This window comes from Janthinobacterium silvisoli (assembly GCF_014200725.1).
In the GTDB taxonomy this organism is placed as follows: Bacteria; Pseudomonadota; Gammaproteobacteria; order Burkholderiales; family Burkholderiaceae_D; genus Janthinobacterium.
Map to the genome: position 1 here is coordinate 63,703 of NZ_JACHCL010000001.1, position 20,675 is coordinate 84,377.

Here is a 20,675-nt window from a genome sequence, read left to right on the forward strand (position 1 = left end):
GGCTGCGCTCCCCGATGCACAGGCAGACCAGCCCACGCATCCCGCTATGATTGAGAAAAATGACAACACGGACATTGATTTTTATCAACTAATGCAACAAGCGCGACAGCTTGAGACAGCGCAACACTGACCCGCTCCCCCCACGCTCTAATGGACAGCGTAGACCAACCCGCCGCAGCGAGCACACTGTCCATGTCAATCAGCACCACAGGCCGCATCCGCAACAGCATCGCCGAATTGGGCTGGCGCGATGCCGTCTGGCACGCGCTGGCGCGCCTGCTGCAGCGCGTGCCGGGCAAACGCTGCGCCTTGCACCGCTATCAGTTCGTGGCGCAAGGCGTGGCGCCCGGCAGCCTGTGCGGGGGACGCGGCAAATCTATCGTGGTCGCGCCATGCCTGGGTATGGAAACGCTGCCGCCAGCCAGCCAGCGCCCGCCACGTCCGCCAGCGACGCTGACAGCACGTTTTCGCCAGGGCGCGCGCTGCCTGCTGGCAAGCGCCCCGCCAACCTCGCAAACTCTGCTGGCGGGCTGGCTGTGGATGGTGCACGGCGCTTGCCAGGAAGACGAGGTACGCGCCCGCTACGTGCTGCCATCGCTGCAATCGTCGTGGGATCTCGACATATGGGTCCATCCCGAACTACGCGGCGGCCTGGTCTTCGCCCGCCTGTGGGAAGAAGCCAATACCTTGCTGCATGAGCAAGGCGTGCGCTGGTCGTGCAGCCGCATTTCGCGCTTCAACCGGACCTCGATGGCCGCCCATGCGCGCCTGGGCACCCTGGACCTGGGCACGGCCACCTTTTTACGCTGCGGACACTGGCAATGGATGCTGGCCAGCCTGCCGCCATACCTGCACCTGTCGCGGCGGGCAGACAGCTTCCCCAGCTTCATTTTCGACACCAGCGGCTTGCCGCACATTCCTTCCCTGGAGCTGACATGCCGCATTCTGAAACAGTAAACGAGGCCCTGGAGACATCGGTCAGGCAGATCCTGCGTGCCACGCTGGGACTGGGCCAGCGGCCGCTGACGGCGGCAACACCGCTGCTGGGCAGCTTGCCGGAACTCGATTCCATGGCCGTCATCAGCGTGATCAACGCGCTGGAAGACCATTTCGGCATCACCGTAACCGACGACGACATCCATGCGCGCCACTTTGCCACGGTCGGTAGCCTGGTCGATTTCATCCACGCCATCACCAGGCCGGACCGATGACACGTTCGTCTACCAGCCTGCTACCGTTCTTCCTGCCGGCCAGCGGCGGCCAGCGCTATTGTTTGCTGCACCTGCCGGCGCCTGAATCGGGGCAAAAGCGGCCGCCGCGCGGCGGCATCGTGTATCTGCATCCATTTGCCGAAGAACTCAATAAAAGCCGGCGGGTGGCGGCGCTGCAGGCGCGCGCTTTCGCTGACGCCGGCTACAGCGTGCTGCAGATCGACCTGCATGGCTGCGGCGACAGCAGCGGCGATTTTGCCGATGCGCGCTGGGCCATCTGGCGCAACGACGTGCACCTGGCCTGCGCCTGGTTGCAGCAAAGGGTGAGCGGCCCATTGACACTGTGGGGCCTGCGCCTGGGCGCCCTGCTGGCGCTCGACATCGCCCGCCATCCGCCTGTGCCGCTGGCCCGTTTGCTGCTATGGCAACCCGAGCTGTCGGGCCGGCGCAGCATGGACCAGTTCCTGCGCCTGCGGCTGGCTGCGCGCATGCTGGCCGATAACGGCCAGAAAGAAGCGCCGGTCCACACGCATGCCCAGCTGGCGGCCGGCCAGAACATCGAAGTAGCTGGCTATACCCTGGCTCCCGAGCTGGTACACGCCATCGACGACATCGATGCGGCCAGGCTGGCGCCCACGGCGCCAGCGGTTCCTGTCTATTGGCTTGAATACAGTGCCAGCACGGCGACACTACCGGCGCCGGCAGCGCGCCTGGTCCAGCAATGGCGCAGTGAAGGAGCGCAGCTGCACATCGCGGCATTCGACGATGGCGCCTTCTGGTCCAGCGCGGAAATCATGGAATGCCCGCAGCTGCTGCAGGCTACGCGCCAGCTGTGCGGCGACTGGCTCACTGAACCGGGGAGCATGCAGCATGGCCGATGACCATCAAGCGCTGCAGCACCGCGAGCTGGCCCTGCGTTTCAGCTGTGGCGAGGAAAAACTGATCGGCATCCTCAACCTGCCGTGCAGGCCCGGACCACGCGGCGTACTGATGATCACGGGCGGGCCGCAATACCGGGCTGGCAGCCACAGACAATTTACCTTGCTGGCGCGGGTGCTGGCCGAGCAAGGTTTTCCCGTGCTGCGCTTCGATTACCGAGGCATGGGCGACTCCGAAGGTGCAGCGCGTGACTACCTGACCATCGCCGACGACATCGACAGCGCACTGGCGCAGTTCTTCCATGGCGTGCCGGCGCTGCGCGAAGTGGTGCTGTGGGGGCTGTGCGATGGCGCCACGGCTGCCGCCCGCCACGCAGCCAGCGACGCGCGTATCAAGGGACTGGTCTTGCTCAATCCGTGGGTGCGCAGTCCGGCCAGCCTGGCCAGGACCACCTTGCGCCATTATTATCTGCGCCGGCTGGTTCAGCGCGACTTTTGGCGCAAGCTGGCTGGCGGCGGCCTCCAGCTGGCGGCCAGCCTGGCCAGCCTGCGGACCACGGCGGCGCATGCCGCGGCGGCCGGCGCCGAACTGCCGCAGGCGGACCTGTACCACGCGCTATGCCAGTTTCACGGCAAGGTGTTACTCATACTGAGCGGCGAAGACCTGGGCGCCCGCGAATGGGACGAGCTAATTAAAACATCGAGTGACTGGCGCACGCTGGCCAGCTGCGCGCCATGGACAACAGTCCACATCGCTGGCGCCAACCATACCTTTGCCAGCGCCGCCTGGCGCGCCCAGGTCGAACAGCATTGCCTGGAATGGATAGCCTCATGGTAAGGCGCGTACTGATGATCGCCTATCACTATCCGCCGCTGCAGGGCGGCAGCGGCATCTTGCGCACCCAGGGTTTTGTCCGCCATTTGCCCGAACATGGCTGGCAGCCGCTGCTGCTGTGCCCCACTCCCGGCGCGTATGGGCAAACAGGAGTACTGGATCAGGACACATCAAACACCGTACACCGCAGCCTGGCGCTTGATGCGGGCCGCCACCTGGCGATCAGGGGCCATTATCCGCGCTGGCTGGCCCTGCCCGACCGCTGGAGTTCGTGGTGGCTCAGCGCCGTGCCGGCAGGCCTGCGCATGATTAAAAAATATAAACCCGACGCGATCTGGTCCACCTACCCGATCGCCACCGCCCACCTGGTTGCCCTCACCCTGCAAAAACTCAGCGGCCTGCCATGGATCGCCGACCAGCGCGACCCCATGCTCGATGACAGCGATAGCGATGCACCTTACCCGGCCAACCGCCGCTTGTACCGCGTGCACCACTGGATCGAGCAGCGCATCGCGGCCCGCAGCGCGGCCATCGTCTGCACCACGCCGGGGGCCGTCAGCATGCACCGCCGGCGCCTGGCCCATGAGCGCTGCGTGCTGATTGAAAATGGCCATGACGAAGAAGATTACAGCGGCGCGTCCACGCTTGGGAGCAGACCTGGCCAACGCTTCCTGCTGCTGCACAGCGGCGTGATCTACCCTTCCGAACGCGATCCGCAGCCGCTGTTCGAAGCGCTGGCCAATCTGCGCCAGCAGGGTGTACTGGCGCCGCATAATTTTCAGCTGCTGCTGCGCGCCACCGGCCACGATGCGTGGCTGGCCACCCTGCTGGTCAAATACGGCGTCAGCGATCTGGTCACCCTGGCGCCCTTGCAGACGCACGCGGCGGCGCTGGCCGAAATGCAGGCGGCGGATGGCTTGCTGCTGTTGCAGGCAGCCAACTGCAATAGCCAGATACCTGCCAAGCTATATGAATACCTGCGCTGCCGGCGGCCCGTGCTGGCGCTGACCGACCTGGCCGGCGACAGCGCGGCCAAGCTGCGCCAGTGCGGCATCGACACCATCGGCCAGCTGGCCAGCGCCAGCGACTGCGCGCGCGCACTGATGCATTTTATGACGCTGGTGCGCCAGGGCCAGGCGCCGCTGGCCAGCCTTGAGTCCATCGCCCTGCAATCGCGCTCAGCCCGGGCCGGCGCCCTGGCCGAGCTGCTGCTAACGGTCAGCCACCGGAGTTCGCCATGAAAATCCTGTCCATCGTTTGCCTGCTGGCGCTGCCAGCGCACGCCGCAGCTTCCGCAACTTGCCCGCCCTACGTCAAGCACGATCCGGGCGGCGATTACACGAATCCACAAGACCGTAGCGGCCTGGCGGTGGTCGAACAATTCCATTTCAATGGGAGCGTGGATAAACTGGTGAAAGGCATGACGGGCAGCCTGGGCGCCGATATCAGCTACACGCTGGAGCATTTCCCCAACCACCACCGCGCCTTGTCAGCCATGGCCAGGCTGGGCCTGCGCGAAAAAAACGTGCAGCCGCTGGGCGCACGCTACACCATCAATTGCTATTTTGAGCGGGCCATCGGCTACGTGCCCACCGACGCCACGGCGCGCTCCGTGTTCGGCAGCTATCTGCTGGCGACAGGCCAGGCGGAAGCGGCGCTGGATCAATTGCGCGAGGCGGGCCAATTGGCGCCGGAACAAGCCAGCACCCAGTACAACCTGGGCTTGATGTACGTGAAGAAAAAAGACTACACACAGGCGCTGGCCTATGCACACAAGGCTTATGCGCTGGGTTTTCCGCTGCCGGGGCTAAAGAACCAGCTGAAAAAGGCGGGAAAGTGGCAAGAGCCACCACCACCGCATGCTACCGAAGCAGTTGTGGAAACGCCTAGCGGGGAATAAGGGCTGGACGGTTGGCCAGGCTCAAATGCCGGGCCGGGCCGGCTTGCAGGGTTTCCAATAACGTCAACCGCGCTAACGCCTTGTCTTCGGCATCGCTGATAAAGTCCAGCTCCGCTGGCTGCAGCACGGTGGCTGTCAGCAGCATGATGTCGCCATAGGGCGTGGCGAACGATGGCGGCAGCGCCGTCTTTTGGCTCAGCAGCACACCCACCTGTTCATTCTCGTTTTCGAGGCCGGCTGGCGGATGCTGCAAGTCCAGCAGCATGGAGACGCTGCCATGGCGCTCGACCAGCAAATCGATGGAGCCGTGGTCGGCCACGTTCTGGCTGATCTGGAAAAGCAGCTCGAACAGCCACGAGTCAGATACTTGCTTGCCTTCGAACGCCGCCAGCGGCGCTTCCAGGCACACTTCCAGCAAATGCCCGCGCGGCACGAAAATGTCATCATCATCCTCGAACGGATCGCTCAAGCCATCACTGGCGATGATGATGGAGTCTGGCTTGTGGATCACGCGCCAGGCCTGGCGCAACGATGGCCAGCGCGGGCCACCGTCGAAGGCTGGATTGATCAACGGCGTCAGCACGTCGCTATCCATGCTACCCAGGCTGGCATAAAAAGCATCGCGTGCGGCACACGCCGTGGCCAGCATTTGCGCGCCCGCCTGCTTGCCGACGACGGCGTCATCGGCTTGCGGCAACTGGGGCATGTCCTGATCGTGGTTGTCCATGGTTGTCCTATGCCTGCTTAGCGTGCGACTGGCTTGACCTTCGATGCCGCCAGCACGGCACGTTCACGCGCCGTATCGATATCGTCGGCGGTGGCCAGCGCCACGCCCATGCGGCGGCGGGCAAACGATTCGGGTTTGCCGAACAGGCGCAAGTCGGCGCCGGGCACATTCAAGGCATCGGCCACGCCTTCGAAGGCGATGCCCTTGGCTTCCACCTGGCCGTAGATGACGGCCGAGGCGGCAGGCGAGCGCAGCGCCACGTTCACAGGCAGGCCCAAAATCGCCTTGGCGTGCAGCTCGAATTCGCTTTGCAGCTGGCTGGCCATGGTGACCATGCCCGTGTCGTGCGGACGGGGGCTCACTTCCGAGAACCACACCATATCGCCCTTGACGAACAGCTCCACGCCGAACAGACCCAAGCCACCCAGGTTATCCGTCACCTTGCGCGCGATCTCGCGCGAGCGCTCCAGCGCCAGCGGCGCCATGCGCGCCGGCTGCCACGATTCCACGTAATCGCCCTGCACCTGGCGATGGCCGATCGGCTCGCAAAACTGCGTTTCAACCTGGCCGTTAGCACCGACGGCACGCACCGTCAGCAAGGTGATTTCATAATCAAAATCGATAAAGCCCTCGACGATCACGCGGCCCGAATCGACGCGACCGCCGCTGGCCGCATAGTTCCACGCGGTTTCCACGTCTTGTGCACCATCGAGCCTGGACTGGCCCTTGCCCGACGAAGACATGACGGGTTTTACCACGCAGGGAAAACCGATTTCCTGGCAAGCGAGCTGCAATTCCTGCAAGCTGCTGGCGAAGCGGTATGGCGAGGTGGCCACTCCCAGTTCTTCGGCAGCCAGGCAGCGTATGCCTTCGCGGTTCATCGTCAGCACGGCGGCGCGCGCGTTCGGGATGCAGGTGATCTGGCCCGCCGCTTCCAGAGCGGCCAGCGTGTCGGTGGCGATGGCTTCGATTTCCGGCACGATCAGGTCCGGCTTTTCCAGGTCGATCAGCGCGGCCAGCGCCACGCCGTCGCTCATGTCGATCACATGCGAACGGTGCGCCACCGGATGGCCGGGCGCGTTCGGATAACGGTCGACGGCAATCACTTCCACGCCCAGGCGCTGCAGCGAAATGATCACTTCCTTGCCCAGTTCACCGGAACCGAGCAGCATGACTTTGATGGCGGTGGAAGACAAGGGAGTACCGAAGGTGCGGGGAATCTGGATAGCGTTGGTCATGTAGAGGATCACGGTAAACGAAGGATGGCCCGGACTATAACAAATGCAGACCGCTTTGGGCAGGGAGCGGCCGCTATCGTGCAAGCCTGCCGCCGTGGCGCGAAGCCGACGCCAGCCATGAACAGGCCTGGCAGCGTATCGCCGCCATCGGCGCGCACTTATCGAACTTGCCAGCCGCAGCCCCCTGGAAACAATGTGCACTGACTTGACGGGCCAGCTTCCAGGCTGCTGGATTAACCGGCATACGCCCGCTTGAGCACCTCGATATCAAGCTTCTTCATGCCCATCATGGCTTTCATCACGCGCTGGGCCTTGACGGGATCGGGGTCGCTCAGCAATTTCGGCAAGATCACGGGCACGATTTGCCACGAAACGCCGAACTGGTCCTTGAGCCAGCCGCATTGCTGCGCCTCTTTCGGCCCGCTCTCGGATAATTGCTCCCAGTAATGGTCGACCTCATCCTGGGTTTCGCAATTGACCTGGAACGAGATCGCTTCGGTAAACTGAAACAGCGGGCCGCCATTCAAGCCCGTGAACGTCTGGCCGTCCAGCTCAAATGCGACGGTCAAGACGCTGCCCGGCTGCTGGCCGTGGATTTCCTGGCCCTCCTCGCTGTAATAGCTGAGCTGGCCGATCTTGGAATTGGGGAAAATGCCCGTATAAAAACGGGCCGCCGCCTCGGCGTGGCCGTCAAACCATAGACAGGGGGTGATTTTCTGGATGCGCTGCATGATGTCTCCTTTCGTCCGGTACAACGTAGAAGTCCATCCAATATAGGCATTTCGCGCGCCGCATGGCGCACCAATCACTGCACACGCACCACGTACTCACCGCAGACTCACGGCACCCCGAAAACGCGTTCCTGGAAGTGTTCCACCAGGAAATCAATGAACACGCGCAGCCGTGGCGGCATATGGCGGCTGGCTGGCCACAGCAGCCAGAAGCTCGCTTGCTGCGGCGTGTCATCGTCCAATACGGTCTGTAGCTGGCCCGCCGCCAGCTCGCGCTGCACCGTAAAGGCGGGCAGATAAGCGATACCCTGCCCCTGTACGGCCAGGAACACGCGCATTTCCACGCTGTTGCAGACCATGCCCGGCGCCAGTAACGCTCCTTCGTCGGCCATCGGCCAGGTTTCCAGCCGCCCGGTAGCAGGAAAGCGGTATTGCAAGCGCGCATGCTGCGCCAGGTCCAGAAGACTGGCTGGCCGCCCGTGTTGCGCCAGGTAGGCGGGCGAAGCCACCAGCAAGCGACGAAACGTGCACAAACGCCGCCGCGTCAAGCCGGAATCATCGAGCTCCCCGCTGCGCAAGACCGCGTCATAACCGTCGCCCACCACATTGACCAGCTCGTCGGAGAAATCGAGGTCCAGTTCGATGGCTGGGTAAGCTTGCATGAACGCCAGGATGGCAGGCTCGAACAGGCCGCTATAGCGTGGCAGGCTGATGCGCAAGCGTCCGCTGGGTGCACTGTTCGACTCGCTCAGCTCCTGCTCGGCCGCTTCCACTTCGGCCAGTATGCGCTTGCAGCGGTCGAGGAATTTGGCGCCTTCCGCCGTCAGCGCCAGGTGGCGCGTGCTGCGCTGGAACAGGCGCACGCCCAGCCGCGCCTCCATGCGGGCGATACTTTTTCCCACGGCCGACGACGACAAGCCCAACTGGCGGCCGGTGGCCGAAAAACTGCCGCTGTCGGCCACCTGCACAAACATGGCCATGCCATGCAAACCTTCCATATCACTCCACGATTCAAGACAAATTTGTCCGATATGTTGATCAGTTTAGCCCATTTTTCTTTAATCATGGCGCGACCATACTCTGCGCTCTATCTTTACGTATGAGTCCGCCATGCCTGTTTCGCCCGCTTCCCGACTATCCTTATTGCTGCAAGTACTGGCCGCCTGCCTGACGGGCTTGCTGATCCCCCTGTGTTTTACAGGCCCGGCCGTAGTGCTGCCCGCCCTCAGCGCTGAGCTGGGCGGCAGCGCCTCCACCCTGAACTGGGTCATCAATGCCTACATCCTCAGTTATGGCAGCGCCATGATGGTGGCTGGGAGCCTGACCGATTTGCTGGGCCGGCGCCGCGTATGGCTGGCCGGCATGCTGGTGTTTTGCGGGGCCACCGTGGCGATTGCCGCAGCACCCAGCGTATGGATGATTTCTGTGCTGCGCTTCATACAGGGACTCGGTGGCGCCGCTGCGTTCGCCGCCGCCATGTCCTCGCTGGCGCCGTTGTTCCACGGTGCGGCGCGCAACCGCATCATGAGTTTGCTGGGCACCACCTTCGGCCTGGGCCTGGCTTTCGGTCCACTGGCGGCCGGCGCCATGCTGGAATGGGCCGACTGGCCAGCCGTCTTTTACGCCACCGCCGTGCTGGGACTGCTGGGCTTGTTGCTGGTGGCGGTCAGCGTGCCGGCCGATAGTGCGCAAACGGCAGGCCGGCTGGACTGGCCCGGCGCCGTCGGTTTCAGCGCGGCGCTGGGGCTGCTGACTTTTGCCATGCTGCAAGCGCCCGAACATGGCTGGTCCAGCGCCAGCGTATGGCTGCCGCTGGCCGCAGCGCTGCTGTTGTTCGGCCTGTTCATCAGGACCGAACGCAAGACGCTCCAGCCGATGCTGGACTTGTCGCTGTTTCGCCAGCGCCACTTCGTCGGCGTGCAAGTACTGGCCGCCTCGCCCGCCTTTTTGTTTATCGTGCTGATCGTGATGCTGCCCGGCCGCTTTATCGGCGTCGATGGCCATACGCCGCTGGCCGCGGGCCGCTTGATGATCGCCCTGGCCGCGCCGCTATTGTGCGTGCCCATGCTGGCCGCTTGGCTATTGCGCTGGTGCAGCGCGGCCACCCTGTGCGCAGCAGGCTTGCTGTTGACCGCTGCCGGCCTGGCCTGGCTGGCCCTGGTCATGGGACATGGCAGTGACGCCATCCTGATATTACCCTTGCTGCTGATAGGCGTGGGCATAGGCTTGCCTTGGGGCTTGATGGATGGCATGGCGCTCAGCGTGGTGGAGCCAGAGCGGGCCGGCATGGCGACGGGCATCTTCAATACCGTGCGCGTCAGCGCCGATGGCGTTGCGCTGGCGGTGGCTGGCGCCGTGCTGGCCGGCTTGATCGCGATGCGCCTGGGCCAGCTGCTGCCGCCTGAGCTGCCCCTGCTGGCAGCGGCCAGCCGCGCCGCCCTGGGCAACCTGCAGCAGGCGGCGATATTATTGCCGGGTCAACAAGAGGTGCTGCGCACAGCTTATGACGGCGCCTTCCGCGCAATGCTGGCCTGCCTGTCCGGCCTGGCGGTACTGCTGGCGGTACTGGTGAGGTATTTACTGGTCAAGCGTCCAGGCCAAACGAAATAGCAATCAGGATGGCCGTGTTATTGCAGGCGCGCGAAAAAGCCGTGGTGGTGTAGGCAGCAGCGACGCCCTGGTCGCGGTAGCGCAGGTAGACAAAGCTGAACATGGCGCCGGAACCGAGGGCGACGATGGCGTGCAGCAAGCCGCCGCTCAGGTAATGGACGATGCCCCAGAAGATGGCGCCGATAAAAATGCTCCACTGCCGGTTGATCCGCATGCGCTTGAGTATTTCGAGCGGCAGTAGCTGGCCGAGGAAGGTTTCCAGTATCGGCGAATAAATGATGACCCAGAATACCAGCAGCGGCAGCGACATTTCGCGCTTGAATTTGGCCAGCCCCGTATGCGCGCCCCAGTACTGGGGTGGCAGCAGCCATTTGGTCAGTGTCAGAATGACAAAACACAGCAGACAGGTAAGCACACCCCAGCCGAGTCCGGCCAGGGCCAGTTTCAATACGGGCGGCGACGGCTTGTGAACCAGCTCGACACCTTCCGGATTGACAACGTCATCGCTACTGCGCGCTTGCATGGTATTTCCTGGCAATGATCCAGCTTTCATTGTAGCGCGGAATAGCAAATCTGCGCGCTACAAGCAGCCCGCTTACCTGGTGGCCAGGCGCAACGAACGCTGAACGCTTTGAGCATGCGCGGCACGTTGCGGGCGTTGAACGCGGCCAGGCGCGTGCGCCAGCTTGAAGATGCCCACTTCCTGCTCGAGTTGCGCCGCCTGCTGCTGCAATTCTTGGGCGGCAGCGGCAGCCTGTTCCACCAGCGCCGCATTTTGCTGCGTAACGCGGTCCATGTCGACGATTGCGTGGTTCACTTGCTCGATGCCGGAGCCTTGTTCCTGCGTGGCGTGGCTGATCTCGGCCATGATGCCCGTCACCCGGGCGATGCCGGCCACCACTTCATGCATGGTGGCGCCCGCCTGTTCGACCAGCACCGTGCCCGTGCCGACCTTGCTGACGGAATCATCGATCAGCACCTTGATTTCACGCGCGGCGGCGCTTGACCTCTGCGCCAGGCTGCGCACTTCCGTGGCAACCACGGCAAAGCCGCGCCCCTGCTCGCCAGCGCGGGCCGCTTCCACGGCCGCGTTCAAGGCCAGGATATTGGTCTGGAAGGCAATGCTGTCGATCACGCCAATGATATCGACGATCTTGTTCGACGAGGCATGGATCAAGCCCATCGTCTGCACCACTTCGGCCACCGCCTTGCCGCCCTGCTCCGATACGTTAGACGCCTCGCGCGCCAGCAAGTTCGCCTGCTGGGCATTATCGGCATTCTGGCGCACGGCCGTAATCAGTTGCTCCATCGAGGAAGCCACTTCTTCCAGCGAGCCGGCCTGCTGCTCGGTACGCTGCGACAAATCGCGGTTGCCCGAGGCAATCTCGGTCGACGCCGTGGCAATGCTTTCCGTTCCCAGCCGCACCTTGCCGACGATGGCGGCCAGCTTGTCGCGCATGGTCTTGATGGCAAACAGCAAGCTGCTGTCGTCGCCGCTACGCGTTTCCACTTCAATATCGAGTTCGCCTTGGGCGATGCGGCCCGCGATGGCGGCAGCATACGCCGGTTCGCCACCGAGCTGACGCAGCAAGCCGCGCGTAATTACGGTGGCAATCACGATGCAGACCAGCACGCTAACGACCGCCAGCAAGGCGATCCAGCGCAAGGAATGGCTATAAATCGCGCGCGCCGCCTCGCTGGCCAGGTTCGATTCACCCTGCACCGATTTGAGCATGGTGTCTATATCGCTGACGATCTGGCGCCGCAAGGGGCTGCATTCATTGACCAGGAAACTGCCATATTGCTCCATCTGCCCCGTTTCGCGGAACTTGCGCGGGCGCTGCAATTCCTTCGCCATCGCCTGCAAGCCCGTGCTGACCTTGTCGAACTGGGGATCGCCCGCGAAACGCGGCGCCAGCTGGGCCAGCGCCTGCATATAGCGTTCCCGTTGCCGGTCGAGAATATCGAGTTCCTTGTCGGCCGCCTCGCGCTCATGGAAAATATAGGCGTTGCGGGCAGCCAGGCCCGTCTGGTCCAGCGCTTCGCGCGCCACGTACAGCGGTTCCAGTTTTTCCTGGCGAACTTGTTCCTGTGCGCTGACGGCGTCTGCGATGGCGCCGATGCGCAGCAGCGCAAACGCCGCCAGTAGCAGCATCAGCACGATCAGTGCGCCAAAGCCAGCGGAAAGGCGAGCGCCTATCGTCAGACTATTCAGTGTCTTCATTGGGTATCCTATGTCCAGCTTGTCTATCATTGAAATGGTTTCCGCTGCTCCATGTACCAGGGACGGGGAGCTTGCGGATAGTGCGTCTCAGTCGCTGTGCCATGCCGTGTAACAGGAATGGTCAGACATCGTCGCTTCTGGCCGGCATTTTTTAGGCAGTCAGATTTGTAACTTCTAGTGATGGCGCTTTTTTGGCATTGTTGTCAATGCGGCGTCACGCGCATACGCGTGAGCAGCCGGAATTATATCCCAGCAGCAATATGTCATGTTCTCCTGAATCCACGTTTTATGTCTTGACGTGCATCAAACAAGGGGACAAATGTTACCAAAAGACAATTTCTCAACTTGTTAAGCAGCCATCCGCTATCTGCACTTACGCACCTGGCGCAAGCAGGTATGGAAAGTGTGCAATAAAAACAGGCAAGACACGCTCGCCATAAATATGACTTCAGTATTCCTTCACCTGCGTCAGGGGTAAGGGGGCGATTAACTGTATATAATCACCCCATTCTTTACAATCGGGGTGTGGTATGAAGTGGGCCTTGTTGGGCATTTTTGTAATTTCTGTTTTACATATTCATTTCCGTGGCAAGGTGCGCCTGCCGTTCCGCCGCCAGCTGTTCGACCATTCGTCGTTCATGGCGCCGCTGAACCTGTTCATGCATGTCTTTTCGAAAGTCCCGGCCACGCCTTACCTGGCCGTTGCCGACTTCCCGGAGCTGGCGCCGCTGCAGCAGAACTGGCACATCATCCGCGATGAAGCGCTGCGCATGCAGGAGCTGAAAAAGATCAAGGCGGCTGAAAAGAATGATGACGTGGGTTTCAATTCCTTCTTCAAGTATGGCTGGAAGCGTTTTTACCTGAAATGGTATGACGCGAACCACCCATCGGCACAGCAGATGTGCCCGCAAACCTATGCGCTGCTGCAATCGATTCCGTCGATCAAGGCCGCCATGTTTGCCGAGCTGCCCAAAGGCGGCAAGCTGAACCCGCACCGCGATCCGTTCGCCGGCTCCCTGCGCTATCACCTGGGCCTGCAAACGCCGAACGATGACCGCTGCTATATCGATGTCGATGGCGAGCGCCACAGCTGGCGCGATGGCCTGGCCGTGATGTTCGATGAAACGTATATCCACTCGGCCCGCAACGACGCCGACAGCGACCGCATCATCCTGTTCTGCGATATCGAGCGCCCCATGCGCTACCGCTGGGCGCAAGGCTTGAACCGCTGGCTGGGCCGCACGTTGATGACGGCTGCCGCTTCGCCAAATGAGCTGGGCGACCAGGTTGGTGGCGTCAGCAAGCTGTTCCGCATTTCCTGGGCCATGGGCCAGTACCGCCGCCAGTTCAAGGCGTGGAACAAGACGGCATATCAGTTGTCCAAGGTAGCATTGGTCGTGGCCATCGTCGCCTTGATCTACTTTATCTGATCTGCTTTATCTGATACTGCCAGCTCCAAATGCAACAAGCCGCCCTCGGGCGGCTTGTTTCGTTTACAGAACTTGTGCTTACTTCGCCGGCTCCACCGTCACCACCAGCCCATCGCTGGTGGTCTTGATCTGTGTGGGCATGAATTGCACGCCAGCGTAGCGCAGCTCGTCGGGCTTGAAAGTGTAGATCGGGGTTTCATGCAGCAACTGGTCGGCCACCAGGCTGGCGATCTTGGCGAACTGGCGCTGCTGGCCTTCATCCATGCCATCGATGCCTACCTTGTCCACGCTGGCGTCGTTCAGATAGACGGCGTTGCGCTGCGGATTAAAAGTCAGACGGCCCGAGATGGCCAGGCTGCCATGCCAGGACTTGCGGATAAATGGCGGCGCCACATCGGCGTCCAGCGACAGGGCAACGCGGTCGCGTTCCGGCTGCATCGCCAATTGCGGATGCGACAGTTTCACATCGATCACGGACAAGACGCGCTTGTCGATAGGAAAGCGGCGATCGAGGCCTTGCTGCATCTTGCCCAGCGACAGATTCACATCGCGCGGCCCGATCAGGGTCGAGCAGGAAGCGAGCAAAGTACAGGCGACGGCGGCAAAAGCCAGGGTTTTCAAGATAGGTCGTGCAGCGGTGGCAGTCATGGCGGATTTTTTAACATCATCAACAAAGTGCGTGTATCTTACACACCGGCCGGCAGCAACACAAACGGCGCGCACTTTGACATGGGCGCCGTTTTTATTTCCTTATCTATTCCCTATCTATTCCTTATTAACGCACAAATAAGGCGATCAGAATCACGATGGGCAGTGGAATACCGAGCAGCAATAAAAGAATCGAACGCATGATTATCTCCTAATTAATTAAGTTTAAACACTCACCTGGCGCAACACACGTTCGTGGTCGCGCTGGCGGCCACCCCAGGTCGCTGCCAGGCTGGCGACAAAGGCGCCCAGCAACAGGGCCACGAACATCCACAGGGCAGTATGGGCGCCGGCCTTGCGGGCCGTATCGGCAGCTTGCTGGGCAGCTGCCTTGGCGTCGGCGGCGGCTTTCGCGGCACGGTTGTAGACGGCGTCAACACGCGCTTCGGCATCGGCCTGGCTCAAGCCGGTACGCTTGGCCACCAGCTGGCCCAGGTAGGCGCGGTCGTCAGGCGCCAGGTTGCCCGTGCTGAGACTAGTGGCGAAGATCTTGCCGATTTCGCCGCGCTGGTCGGCCGTATTGGCACCGGTATCGGCGGCAGGGGCAGGTGCAACGCCGCCGGCAGGAGCTGGAGCAGCGCGCAGCAACATATCAGAGAAATAATCAAGTGGATTGCCAGCGTGGCTGGCGCCACCCTCGCCTGCTTTCGAAGCAGCCACCGCGCCGGCTGGTCCGATGGCCTGCCCCGCGGCTTGCGCCGCCCCGCTACCTGCTTCGATAGCGCCACTGAGCACGGCCCGCGTGCCGCTAGCTAGCACGGCCACGGTGATCAGGGTCGCCACGGCCCAGGCCAGCAAGCCATGCGCCGTATCGCGGAAATGGACTTCATCGGCATGTACGCTACTCCATTTCACGCGCAGACGACCCGCCAGATAGCCGCCGATGCCGGACGCAGCCAGTTGCATGAAGGCGAGCCAGACGATGGTCGACACGCCGATGGCCGTGGCATTGAAGGACCATGGCGACATGGACGACAGTCCCAGGCCGACGCCGAGTATCAACAGGATGAAGGATAGCGCTGCGGCAGCGGCGGCGCCCGCGATGACGGCCCCCCAGGACACACCCGATTGGTTCAGGTCCGTTGCGGATAGTTGTGTAGCTTGCATAAATTTCTCCCCAAGAGCGTGGTTGTATATCGGCGTAAACAGCAGCGCCAAGGCGGCGCACCAAGCTGGTGCGCCAAGGTGATGATGTATAGGGAGGATGGCCTGCTACTGTTTTCGCGTATGTGCGGCGTCGTACACAATCTTGATATTCATGCCATGATCGAAAGACCGTATGATCTACTTCACGCCGTGGTGATTCATCAGGTCATACAGGGTAGGCCTGCTCACGCCCAGCAGCTCGGCCGCCTTGACGATATTGCCGTCGGCGCGGGCCAGCGCGCGCACCATGACTTTGTATTCCGCCGCCTCGCGCGCCTGGCGCAGGTTGATCGTGTCGTCTAGCGATGGCGATTGCGGGTTGTCGGGCAAACCCAGATCATCGAGGGTGATGTGAGGGCCGTCGCACATGATCACGGCGCGCTTGATGCAGTTTTCCACCTCGCGCACATTGCCGGGCCAGCCATAGCTTTCGATGCGCAGCAAGGCCTCGGCAGTGAAATGCAGCGAGGATCGGCCTTCGCCCGCGCAAAACTTGTTCTTGAAATGGTGGGCCAGCAAGGCAGGATCGCCAGCCCGCTCGCGCAGCGGCGGTATGCGCAGCACGATTTCGCCGAGCCGGTAATACAAGTCTTCCCGAAAGCGCCCCTGCCCGGCCAGCGCCTTCAAATCCTGGTGCGTGGCGCACACGATGCGCACGTCGACGGCGATTTCACCGCGCCCGCCCACGCGCTCGATCACCCTCTCCTGCAAAAAGCGCAGCAGCTTGGCTTGCAGCGCCAGCGGCATGTCGCCGATTTCGTCGAGAAAGAAGGTGCCGCCGTGCGCCAGCTCGATCTTGCCCAGGGTTTGCCGCGCCGCGCCCGTAAAAGCGCCCCGCTCATAGCCAAACAGCTCGCTTTCGAGCAGGTTTTCAGGAATCGCCGCGCAATTGATGGCGACAAAACGCTGTGTGCTGCGGCTGCTCAAGGTATGCAGACCGCGTGCGATCAATTCCTTGCCGCTACCCGAATCGCCGAGCAGCATCACGCTGGCCGACGAGGGCGCCACCTTTTCAACGCTGCGGCACAGTTTGAGCATGCCGGGATCGCGGCTGACGATACCGGCCAGCGGCGAGTCGGCCTGGGTTTGCAGCATGCGCCGGTTTTCCTGCTGCATTGCATGCAGATAAAAAGCGCGCGCAATGACCAGGCCCAGCATGTCGGCGTCGAACGGTTTCTGGTGAAAATCGTAGGCGCCCAGGGCGATGGCCCGCAAGGCGTGGGCCCGTTCCTGGTTACCCGACAGGATGATCACCTTGGTGTCGGGCGCCAGCGCCAGGATTTGCTGCAAGGTGGCCAGCCCTTCCGTCGCGCCATCGGGATCTGGCGGCAAGCCCAGGTCCATCGTCACCACGGCCGGCTGATGGCGCCGCACCTGGGCCAGTGCCGCTTCGCGCTCGGACGCTACCAGCACCTCGTAGGCAGCCAGACTCCAGCGCAACTGTTTTTGCAGGCCGGGGTCGTCTTCGATCACCAGCAGTTTTTGCTTAGCCATGCTATTCCTCGACTGTTACGCCGCGTGCAGCGGCAAAATCACGCGAAAGGTCGTGCCCACGGCCGGCACGCTGGACACTTCCAGCCGGCCACCCACTTCCTCGATATATTCGCGGCTCTCGAATACGCCGATGCCCATGCCGGCCGTCTTGGTGGTGTCGAAGGGCTTGAAGAGGCGCTCGCGGATGAATTGCTCGCTCATGCCCTGGCCCGTATCGGCCAGCTCGACGACGGCCGTGCCGCTTTCCTGCCGCAGCCGCACGGCAACCTTGCCATCGCTGGCCGTGGCCTCGATGGCGTTCTGTATCAGGTGGCCCAGCACCCGTTCCAGGCGGGCCCGGTTGGCCAGCACCGTCAATTGTCCATCGATAATTTCCAGCCGCGGTACGGGCGCGAGACTCGCCTTGGCCGCTACCGCCTGGCGCAGCAAGGCATCGAGCTGCAAGGGCGACGCCGCCGGCGCGTCCAGCGTTTCGCCGCGCGCCAGTTTTTGCAGCAGGGTTTTCATCTTTTGCACGGAATGGTCGAGCGTGACGAGCATGTCTTGCTGGAATTCGGGATTGGCGCGGTGCTTTTCTGCATTACTGAGCAGCAGCGATAGCTGAAACACCAGGTTTTTCAAGTCATGCACGATAAAGGTCGACATGCGGTTGAAAGACTCGAACTGGCGCGATACGCTGAGGGTATCGAGCGATTCGCGGTAAGCCAGGTAGCTGGCCGCCTGGCTGCCGGCAATTTTCAGCACGTCGCGGATTTCCCAGTTCAAGCCGATGCGCGTGCGGGGGCGGGCCAGCGCCACCACGCCGAACAGCCGGCCGTGCAGCATCAATGGCACCAGCAGCCAGACTTGATGCAGCGCCAAGGGCAGTTGCAGGTCGTCATACAAATCGGGATGACACGCGCAATCGGACACATCAATCACCCATTGCCGCTCTTCCAGGAAACGGCCTAGCGGGCTGGAAACCGGCTCGCTCCACGCTTGCGGCGGCCAGTTCCAGCTGGCGGCCGGCGTCAACAGGCCAGGCTCGCGGGCTATCCACAGCGCGCCGGCCGGGCTTTCCACCAGTTGCGCCACGGCTTGTATGCTGCGTTCGCCCAGCGCCGGGCCATCTTCGGACAGCGCACGCGTAAAACGCAGCCATTCCTCGCGGTAATCAAAGATCGCCTTATAGAAATGTTTATTGATAAACACCTTGAGCTTGGCCCGCAGCGCGCCGGAAAACAGCACGCCGGCCAGCAGCAGGCCAGCGCCGCCCAGGTAAGCCATCTGCATCAACGCGCCCCAGGTGCCGCTGACATAACGCAAGTAATAGGCGCTGGCCGCCATCGCCAGCAGGTAGATGGCCGAGCCCAGCAAGGCAGCCGAGCGGAACAGCATCTGCCGCGACACGGACAAGCCTGGCGCCCAGCCCGGATTGCGCGCGGCCGAGACGGCCAGCAGCGGCGCGCACAGAGCGTTAACAACGCCGCGCGCGGCCCAGATGTCGTCATTGATGGTCCGAAACAGCAAGGCGTCGCTATACAGGTAAAAGTCGTAGGCAAACAAGCCGCCCACGCCCAGGCAGGCAAACTTGATGCCCCAGCGCTGGGGCGCCGGTGTGTTGCGATACCATTGCTCCACCAGCAACATGCCCAACACGGCCAGCAGCACGTGGCAGACGATGGTCGTGGTACGGGCCGGCATGGCCAGCGGTGATAAGGGATCGGCCAGGCCGCACAGCCATTGCAGGCTGGCAATGGCAACGATGACGGCCATGGGCGCTTGCCAGCGCGGGCGCGACGGTTCGATCAGCAATAGCAAAAACAGCAGCCAGGCGACCGTGCGCACGGTTTCCAATGCCGTTTCCAACACGATACCGATCAACCAGACGCGCTGCCCCAGCAGCACCAGGATCACGCTTGCCGTGGCCCAGATACCCGTGGCCAGGCAGGCGGCCAGCAAGGCGCGGACATTCTGGCGGGCACGCCAGTTACTGATCAATAACAGGGCCAGCGCAAAAAAGGCCAGCGACGCCAGGCCGTGGCTGAGCGCCGCCACATCGCTGCTCGCCAGCAAGTCTGGCGGTGTCCTCACCGGCTCCCCTTGCCGAACAGGACCACCTGCACCGTATCGAGCAAGATCAGCAGATCGAGGAACAGGCTATTGTTTTTCACATAATAGAGATCGTATTGCAGTTTTCTTACGGCGTCGTCGACCGACGCGCCATAGTGATAGCGTACCTGGGCCAGGCCCGTGATACCCGGCTTGATGCTGTGGCGAATATTGTAATAAGGCACTTCCTGTTTGAGCTGCTCGACAAAATAAGCGCGCTCGGGGCGCGGCCCCACGAAGCTCATCTCGCCGCGAAACACATTGAGCATCTGCGGCAACTCGTCGATGCGCAGCTTGCGTATCCAGTGGCCCACGCGCGTGACGCGGCTATCGTTGGCTGCTGCCCAGGTCGGCTTGCCATCGCCCTCGGCATCGCAGCGCATGCTGCGGAACTTGAGCACATTGAAGGGCAAGCCATCGCGCCCTACCCGCTCTTGCTGATAAAACACGGGGCCGCCATCTTCCAGGCGGATGCAGATCATGGTGGCGAGCATTACCGGCAGCGCGGCAACGCAAATGGCGGCGCTGGCGGCCAGGTCGAACAGGCGCTTGGACGCGGCCCGCACGAAACTCTGGTCAAAGCCGCCGCCGTAAATCAGATAGCTGGGCTGCAAGGAATCGATGCGGATCTGGCACGCTTCGCGCTCAAAAAACGTGGCGGCATCGATCACGCGCACGCCGCCCAGCGCGCATTCGAGCAATTGCTTGACGGGAAACGCGCCATTGCGCCTGTCACCGACCGAGACGACGATTTCCTGCGCATCATAGCGCTGCGCCATGGCCAGCAGCGAAGGCTCGGCTGGCAGCAGCGCCGAGGCCGGCACGCAGCACGTTTCGCCAGGCACGTGGATGCAGCCCACCACCGTAAATTGGTGGAAACCGATCTTGCTGGCCGCCAAGTCCATGCATTCACGGGCCAGGACGCCATCGCCCACCAAAATCAGGCGTCCTTCCATCAGCGTCGATTCCGACGATTTGAATACGGCCAGCCGCGCCAGCAGCACACCGATCGCCCCCAGCGCAAAAATAGCCAGGCTGGCGCGGCCGAAATGCAGGGAGGGAATCACGCGGATCAGCAGGCTCAGCAAGGCGAAGCCCAGCGCAAACGACGGCATGATGCGCAGCAAGGTATTGCGGATATCTTCGCGCGAGCGGTGCTGGTACATGCCCAGGGTGCTCATGCTGAACACGATCACCAGCGCAAACGCCAGCGAGGAAAGGTAGATTTCGCCCGCCCGCACAATGCGGCTGGTATCGACCAGCCAGATCAGCGACGTCAGGGTGGCGGACAGCAGCAGGATCATTATTTCCAGCAACAGCAAGATAAACGCTGTTTTGGAGACGTAATGGCTGAATATGCGGATCATGTGTGCCTCCTGCAGCAAGAACAGTTCGACCGGAAACATGGCGGCCAGGAACTGGTCTCACCATCATGGCGAACTGTTCCGCACA

Annotated in this window: 19 protein-coding genes and 1 pseudogene; 8 read left to right on the top strand and 12 right to left on the bottom strand. The window is 62.3% G+C overall.

The genetic code is table 11. The features are described 5' to 3' along the window. Positions 1-192 precede the first annotated feature (192 nt). Genes HDE75_RS00240 through HDE75_RS00265 form a run of 6 tightly spaced genes read left to right on the top strand, consistent with a single transcriptional unit; the run spans position 193 to position 4,824 of the window. Positions 193-957 carry a hypothetical protein gene (locus tag HDE75_RS00240; protein ID WP_183678889.1) on the top strand — a complete coding sequence of 255 codons (765 nt, stop codon included), beginning with the start codon at positions 193-195 and terminating at the stop codon, positions 955-957. Next, positions 936-1,211 (top strand): acyl carrier protein, encoded by a 276-nt coding sequence (locus tag HDE75_RS00245; protein WP_183678891.1) that lies wholly within the window; start codon positions 936-938, stop codon positions 1,209-1,211. Before HDE75_RS00240 ends, HDE75_RS00245 begins: the two co-directional genes overlap by 22 nt. Further along, complete coding sequence (locus tag HDE75_RS00250; protein WP_183678893.1) at positions 1,208-2,092, top strand: hydrolase 2, exosortase A system-associated; 885 nt, start codon at positions 1,208-1,210, stop codon at positions 2,090-2,092. The genes HDE75_RS00245 and HDE75_RS00250 overlap by 4 nt, the downstream gene beginning before the upstream one ends. Further along, positions 2,082-2,927 carry a hydrolase 1, exosortase A system-associated gene (locus HDE75_RS00255; protein ID WP_183678895.1) on the top strand — a complete coding sequence of 282 codons (846 nt, stop codon included), beginning with the start codon at positions 2,082-2,084 and terminating at the stop codon, positions 2,925-2,927. The genes HDE75_RS00250 and HDE75_RS00255 overlap by 11 nt, the downstream gene beginning before the upstream one ends. Then, positions 2,921-4,165 carry a glycosyltransferase gene (locus tag HDE75_RS00260; protein ID WP_260174197.1) on the top strand — a complete coding sequence of 415 codons (1,245 nt, stop codon included), beginning with the start codon at positions 2,921-2,923 and terminating at the stop codon, positions 4,163-4,165. Before HDE75_RS00255 ends, HDE75_RS00260 begins: the two co-directional genes overlap by 7 nt. Then, positions 4,162-4,824, top strand: a complete 663-nt coding sequence (locus HDE75_RS00265) for an ABC transporter permease (protein WP_183678899.1) — start codon at positions 4,162-4,164, stop codon at positions 4,822-4,824. The genes HDE75_RS00260 and HDE75_RS00265 overlap by 4 nt, the downstream gene beginning before the upstream one ends. Here HDE75_RS00265 and HDE75_RS00270 read toward each other — a convergent pair. From HDE75_RS00270 to HDE75_RS00285, 4 genes are all read right to left on the bottom strand, one after another. Next, positions 4,811-5,551: a hypothetical protein gene (locus HDE75_RS00270; RefSeq protein ID WP_183678901.1), complete on the bottom strand. Its 741-nt coding sequence runs from the start codon at positions 5,549-5,551 to the stop codon at positions 4,811-4,813. The genes HDE75_RS00265 and HDE75_RS00270 overlap by 14 nt on opposite strands. A gap of 17 nt (positions 5,552-5,568) precedes the next feature. Beyond that, positions 5,569-6,789 (bottom strand): formate-dependent phosphoribosylglycinamide formyltransferase, encoded by a 1,221-nt coding sequence (gene purT, locus HDE75_RS00275; RefSeq protein WP_183678903.1) that lies wholly within the window; start codon positions 6,787-6,789, stop codon positions 5,569-5,571. A gap of 233 nt (positions 6,790-7,022) precedes the next feature. Continuing rightward, the gene (locus HDE75_RS00280; RefSeq protein WP_311735144.1) at positions 7,023-7,523 is read right to left on the bottom strand and encodes a VOC family protein; all 501 of its coding nucleotides are present in this window, start codon (positions 7,521-7,523) and stop codon (positions 7,023-7,025) included. Between the two features lie 104 nt (positions 7,524-7,627). Beyond that, entirely contained in the window at positions 7,628-8,518 is an 891-nt protein-coding gene (locus HDE75_RS00285) for a LysR family transcriptional regulator (protein ID WP_183678908.1), read from the bottom strand. 112 nt (positions 8,519-8,630) lie between these two features. Here HDE75_RS00285 and HDE75_RS00290 point away from each other — a divergent pair, with 112 nt between their 5' ends. Further along, a complete protein-coding gene (locus HDE75_RS00290; RefSeq protein ID WP_183678910.1) occupies positions 8,631-10,130 on the top strand; it encodes an MFS transporter in 1,500 nt (499 codons plus the stop codon). Here HDE75_RS00290 and HDE75_RS00295 read toward each other — a convergent pair. Continuing rightward, positions 10,105-10,653 (bottom strand): CPBP family glutamic-type intramembrane protease, encoded by a 549-nt coding sequence (locus HDE75_RS00295; RefSeq protein WP_183678912.1) that lies wholly within the window; start codon positions 10,651-10,653, stop codon positions 10,105-10,107. The genes HDE75_RS00290 and HDE75_RS00295 overlap by 26 nt on opposite strands. Positions 10,654-10,725: 72 nt before the next feature. Continuing rightward, positions 10,726-12,354, bottom strand: coding sequence for a methyl-accepting chemotaxis protein (locus tag HDE75_RS00300; RefSeq protein ID WP_183678914.1), 1,629 nt, complete (start codon positions 12,352-12,354; stop codon positions 10,726-10,728). 530 nt (positions 12,355-12,884) lie between these two features. Here HDE75_RS00300 and lpxO point away from each other — a divergent pair. After that, complete coding sequence (lpxO, locus tag HDE75_RS00305) at positions 12,885-13,784, top strand: lipid A hydroxylase LpxO (protein WP_183678916.1); 900 nt, start codon at positions 12,885-12,887, stop codon at positions 13,782-13,784. A 78-nt stretch (positions 13,785-13,862) separates the two neighbouring features. Here lpxO and HDE75_RS00310 read toward each other — a convergent pair whose 3' ends face one another. The 6 genes and pseudogenes from HDE75_RS00310 to HDE75_RS00330 all read right to left on the bottom strand — a co-directional run bounded on the left by HDE75_RS00310 (position 13,863) and on the right by HDE75_RS00330 (position 20,590). After that, the gene (locus tag HDE75_RS00310; protein ID WP_183678918.1) at positions 13,863-14,432 is read right to left on the bottom strand and encodes a DUF1439 domain-containing protein; all 570 of its coding nucleotides are present in this window, start codon (positions 14,430-14,432) and stop codon (positions 13,863-13,865) included. A 225-nt stretch (positions 14,433-14,657) separates the two neighbouring features. After that, positions 14,658-15,554 carry a hypothetical protein gene (locus HDE75_RS00315; protein ID WP_409254924.1) on the bottom strand — a complete coding sequence of 299 codons (897 nt, stop codon included), beginning with the start codon at positions 15,552-15,554 and terminating at the stop codon, positions 14,658-14,660. Beyond that, a pseudogene (locus HDE75_RS27005) lies at positions 15,478-15,660 on the bottom strand (hypothetical protein); the annotation flags it as partial. The gene HDE75_RS00315 and the pseudogene HDE75_RS27005, both read right to left, overlap by 77 nt. Before the next feature lie 116 nt (positions 15,661-15,776). Then, on the bottom strand, positions 15,777-17,132 hold the full coding sequence (gene prsR / locus HDE75_RS00320) for a PEP-CTERM-box response regulator transcription factor (RefSeq protein WP_183678922.1): 1,356 nt from the start codon (positions 17,130-17,132) through the stop codon (positions 15,777-15,779). A 15-nt stretch (positions 17,133-17,147) separates the two neighbouring features. Continuing rightward, a complete protein-coding gene (gene prsK, locus HDE75_RS00325) occupies positions 17,148-19,205 on the bottom strand; it encodes an XrtA/PEP-CTERM system histidine kinase PrsK (RefSeq protein ID WP_311735135.1) in 2,058 nt (685 codons plus the stop codon). Continuing rightward, complete coding sequence (locus tag HDE75_RS00330) at positions 19,202-20,590, bottom strand: TIGR03013 family XrtA/PEP-CTERM system glycosyltransferase (RefSeq protein ID WP_183678924.1); 1,389 nt, start codon at positions 20,588-20,590, stop codon at positions 19,202-19,204. Before HDE75_RS00330 ends, prsK begins: the two co-directional genes overlap by 4 nt. Between the last annotated feature and the right edge of the window lie 85 nt (positions 20,591-20,675).

What these genes read in the sequence shown, in the direction of transcription:
- HDE75_RS00240 (WP_183678889.1), top strand. Translation starts at nt 193, where the DNA reads ATGTCAATCAGCACCACAGGCCGCATCCGCAACAGCATCGCCGAATTG.
- HDE75_RS00290 (WP_183678910.1), top strand. Translation starts at nt 8,631, where the DNA reads ATGCCTGTTTCGCCCGCTTCCCGACTATCCTTATTGCTGCAAGTACTG.
- purT (WP_183678903.1), bottom strand. Translation starts at nt 6,789, where the DNA reads ATGACCAACGCTATCCAGATTCCCCGCACCTTCGGTACTCCCTTGTCT.
- HDE75_RS00310 (WP_183678918.1), bottom strand. Translation starts at nt 14,432, where the DNA reads ATGACTGCCACCGCTGCACGACCTATCTTGAAAACCCTGGCTTTTGCC.
- HDE75_RS00300 (WP_183678914.1), bottom strand. Translation starts at nt 12,354, where the DNA reads ATGAAGACACTGAATAGTCTGACGATAGGCGCTCGCCTTTCCGCTGGC.
- prsR (WP_183678922.1), bottom strand. Translation starts at nt 17,132, where the DNA reads ATGGCTAAGCAAAAACTGCTGGTGATCGAAGACGACCCCGGCCTGCAA.
- lpxO (WP_183678916.1), top strand. Translation starts at nt 12,885, where the DNA reads ATGAAGTGGGCCTTGTTGGGCATTTTTGTAATTTCTGTTTTACATATT.
- HDE75_RS00265 (WP_183678899.1), top strand. Translation starts at nt 4,162, where the DNA reads ATGAAAATCCTGTCCATCGTTTGCCTGCTGGCGCTGCCAGCGCACGCC.
- HDE75_RS00260 (WP_260174197.1), top strand. Translation starts at nt 2,921, where the DNA reads ATGGTAAGGCGCGTACTGATGATCGCCTATCACTATCCGCCGCTGCAG.
- HDE75_RS00295 (WP_183678912.1), bottom strand. Translation starts at nt 10,653, where the DNA reads ATGCAAGCGCGCAGTAGCGATGACGTTGTCAATCCGGAAGGTGTCGAG.
- HDE75_RS00270 (WP_183678901.1), bottom strand. Translation starts at nt 5,551, where the DNA reads ATGGACAACCACGATCAGGACATGCCCCAGTTGCCGCAAGCCGATGAC.
- HDE75_RS00330 (WP_183678924.1), bottom strand. Translation starts at nt 20,590, where the DNA reads ATGATCCGCATATTCAGCCATTACGTCTCCAAAACAGCGTTTATCTTG.
- HDE75_RS00285 (WP_183678908.1), bottom strand. Translation starts at nt 8,518, where the DNA reads ATGGAAGGTTTGCATGGCATGGCCATGTTTGTGCAGGTGGCCGACAGC.
- HDE75_RS00250 (WP_183678893.1), top strand. Translation starts at nt 1,208, where the DNA reads ATGACACGTTCGTCTACCAGCCTGCTACCGTTCTTCCTGCCGGCCAGC.
- HDE75_RS00255 (WP_183678895.1), top strand. Translation starts at nt 2,082, where the DNA reads ATGGCCGATGACCATCAAGCGCTGCAGCACCGCGAGCTGGCCCTGCGT.
- HDE75_RS00245 (WP_183678891.1), top strand. Translation starts at nt 936, where the DNA reads ATGCCGCATTCTGAAACAGTAAACGAGGCCCTGGAGACATCGGTCAGG.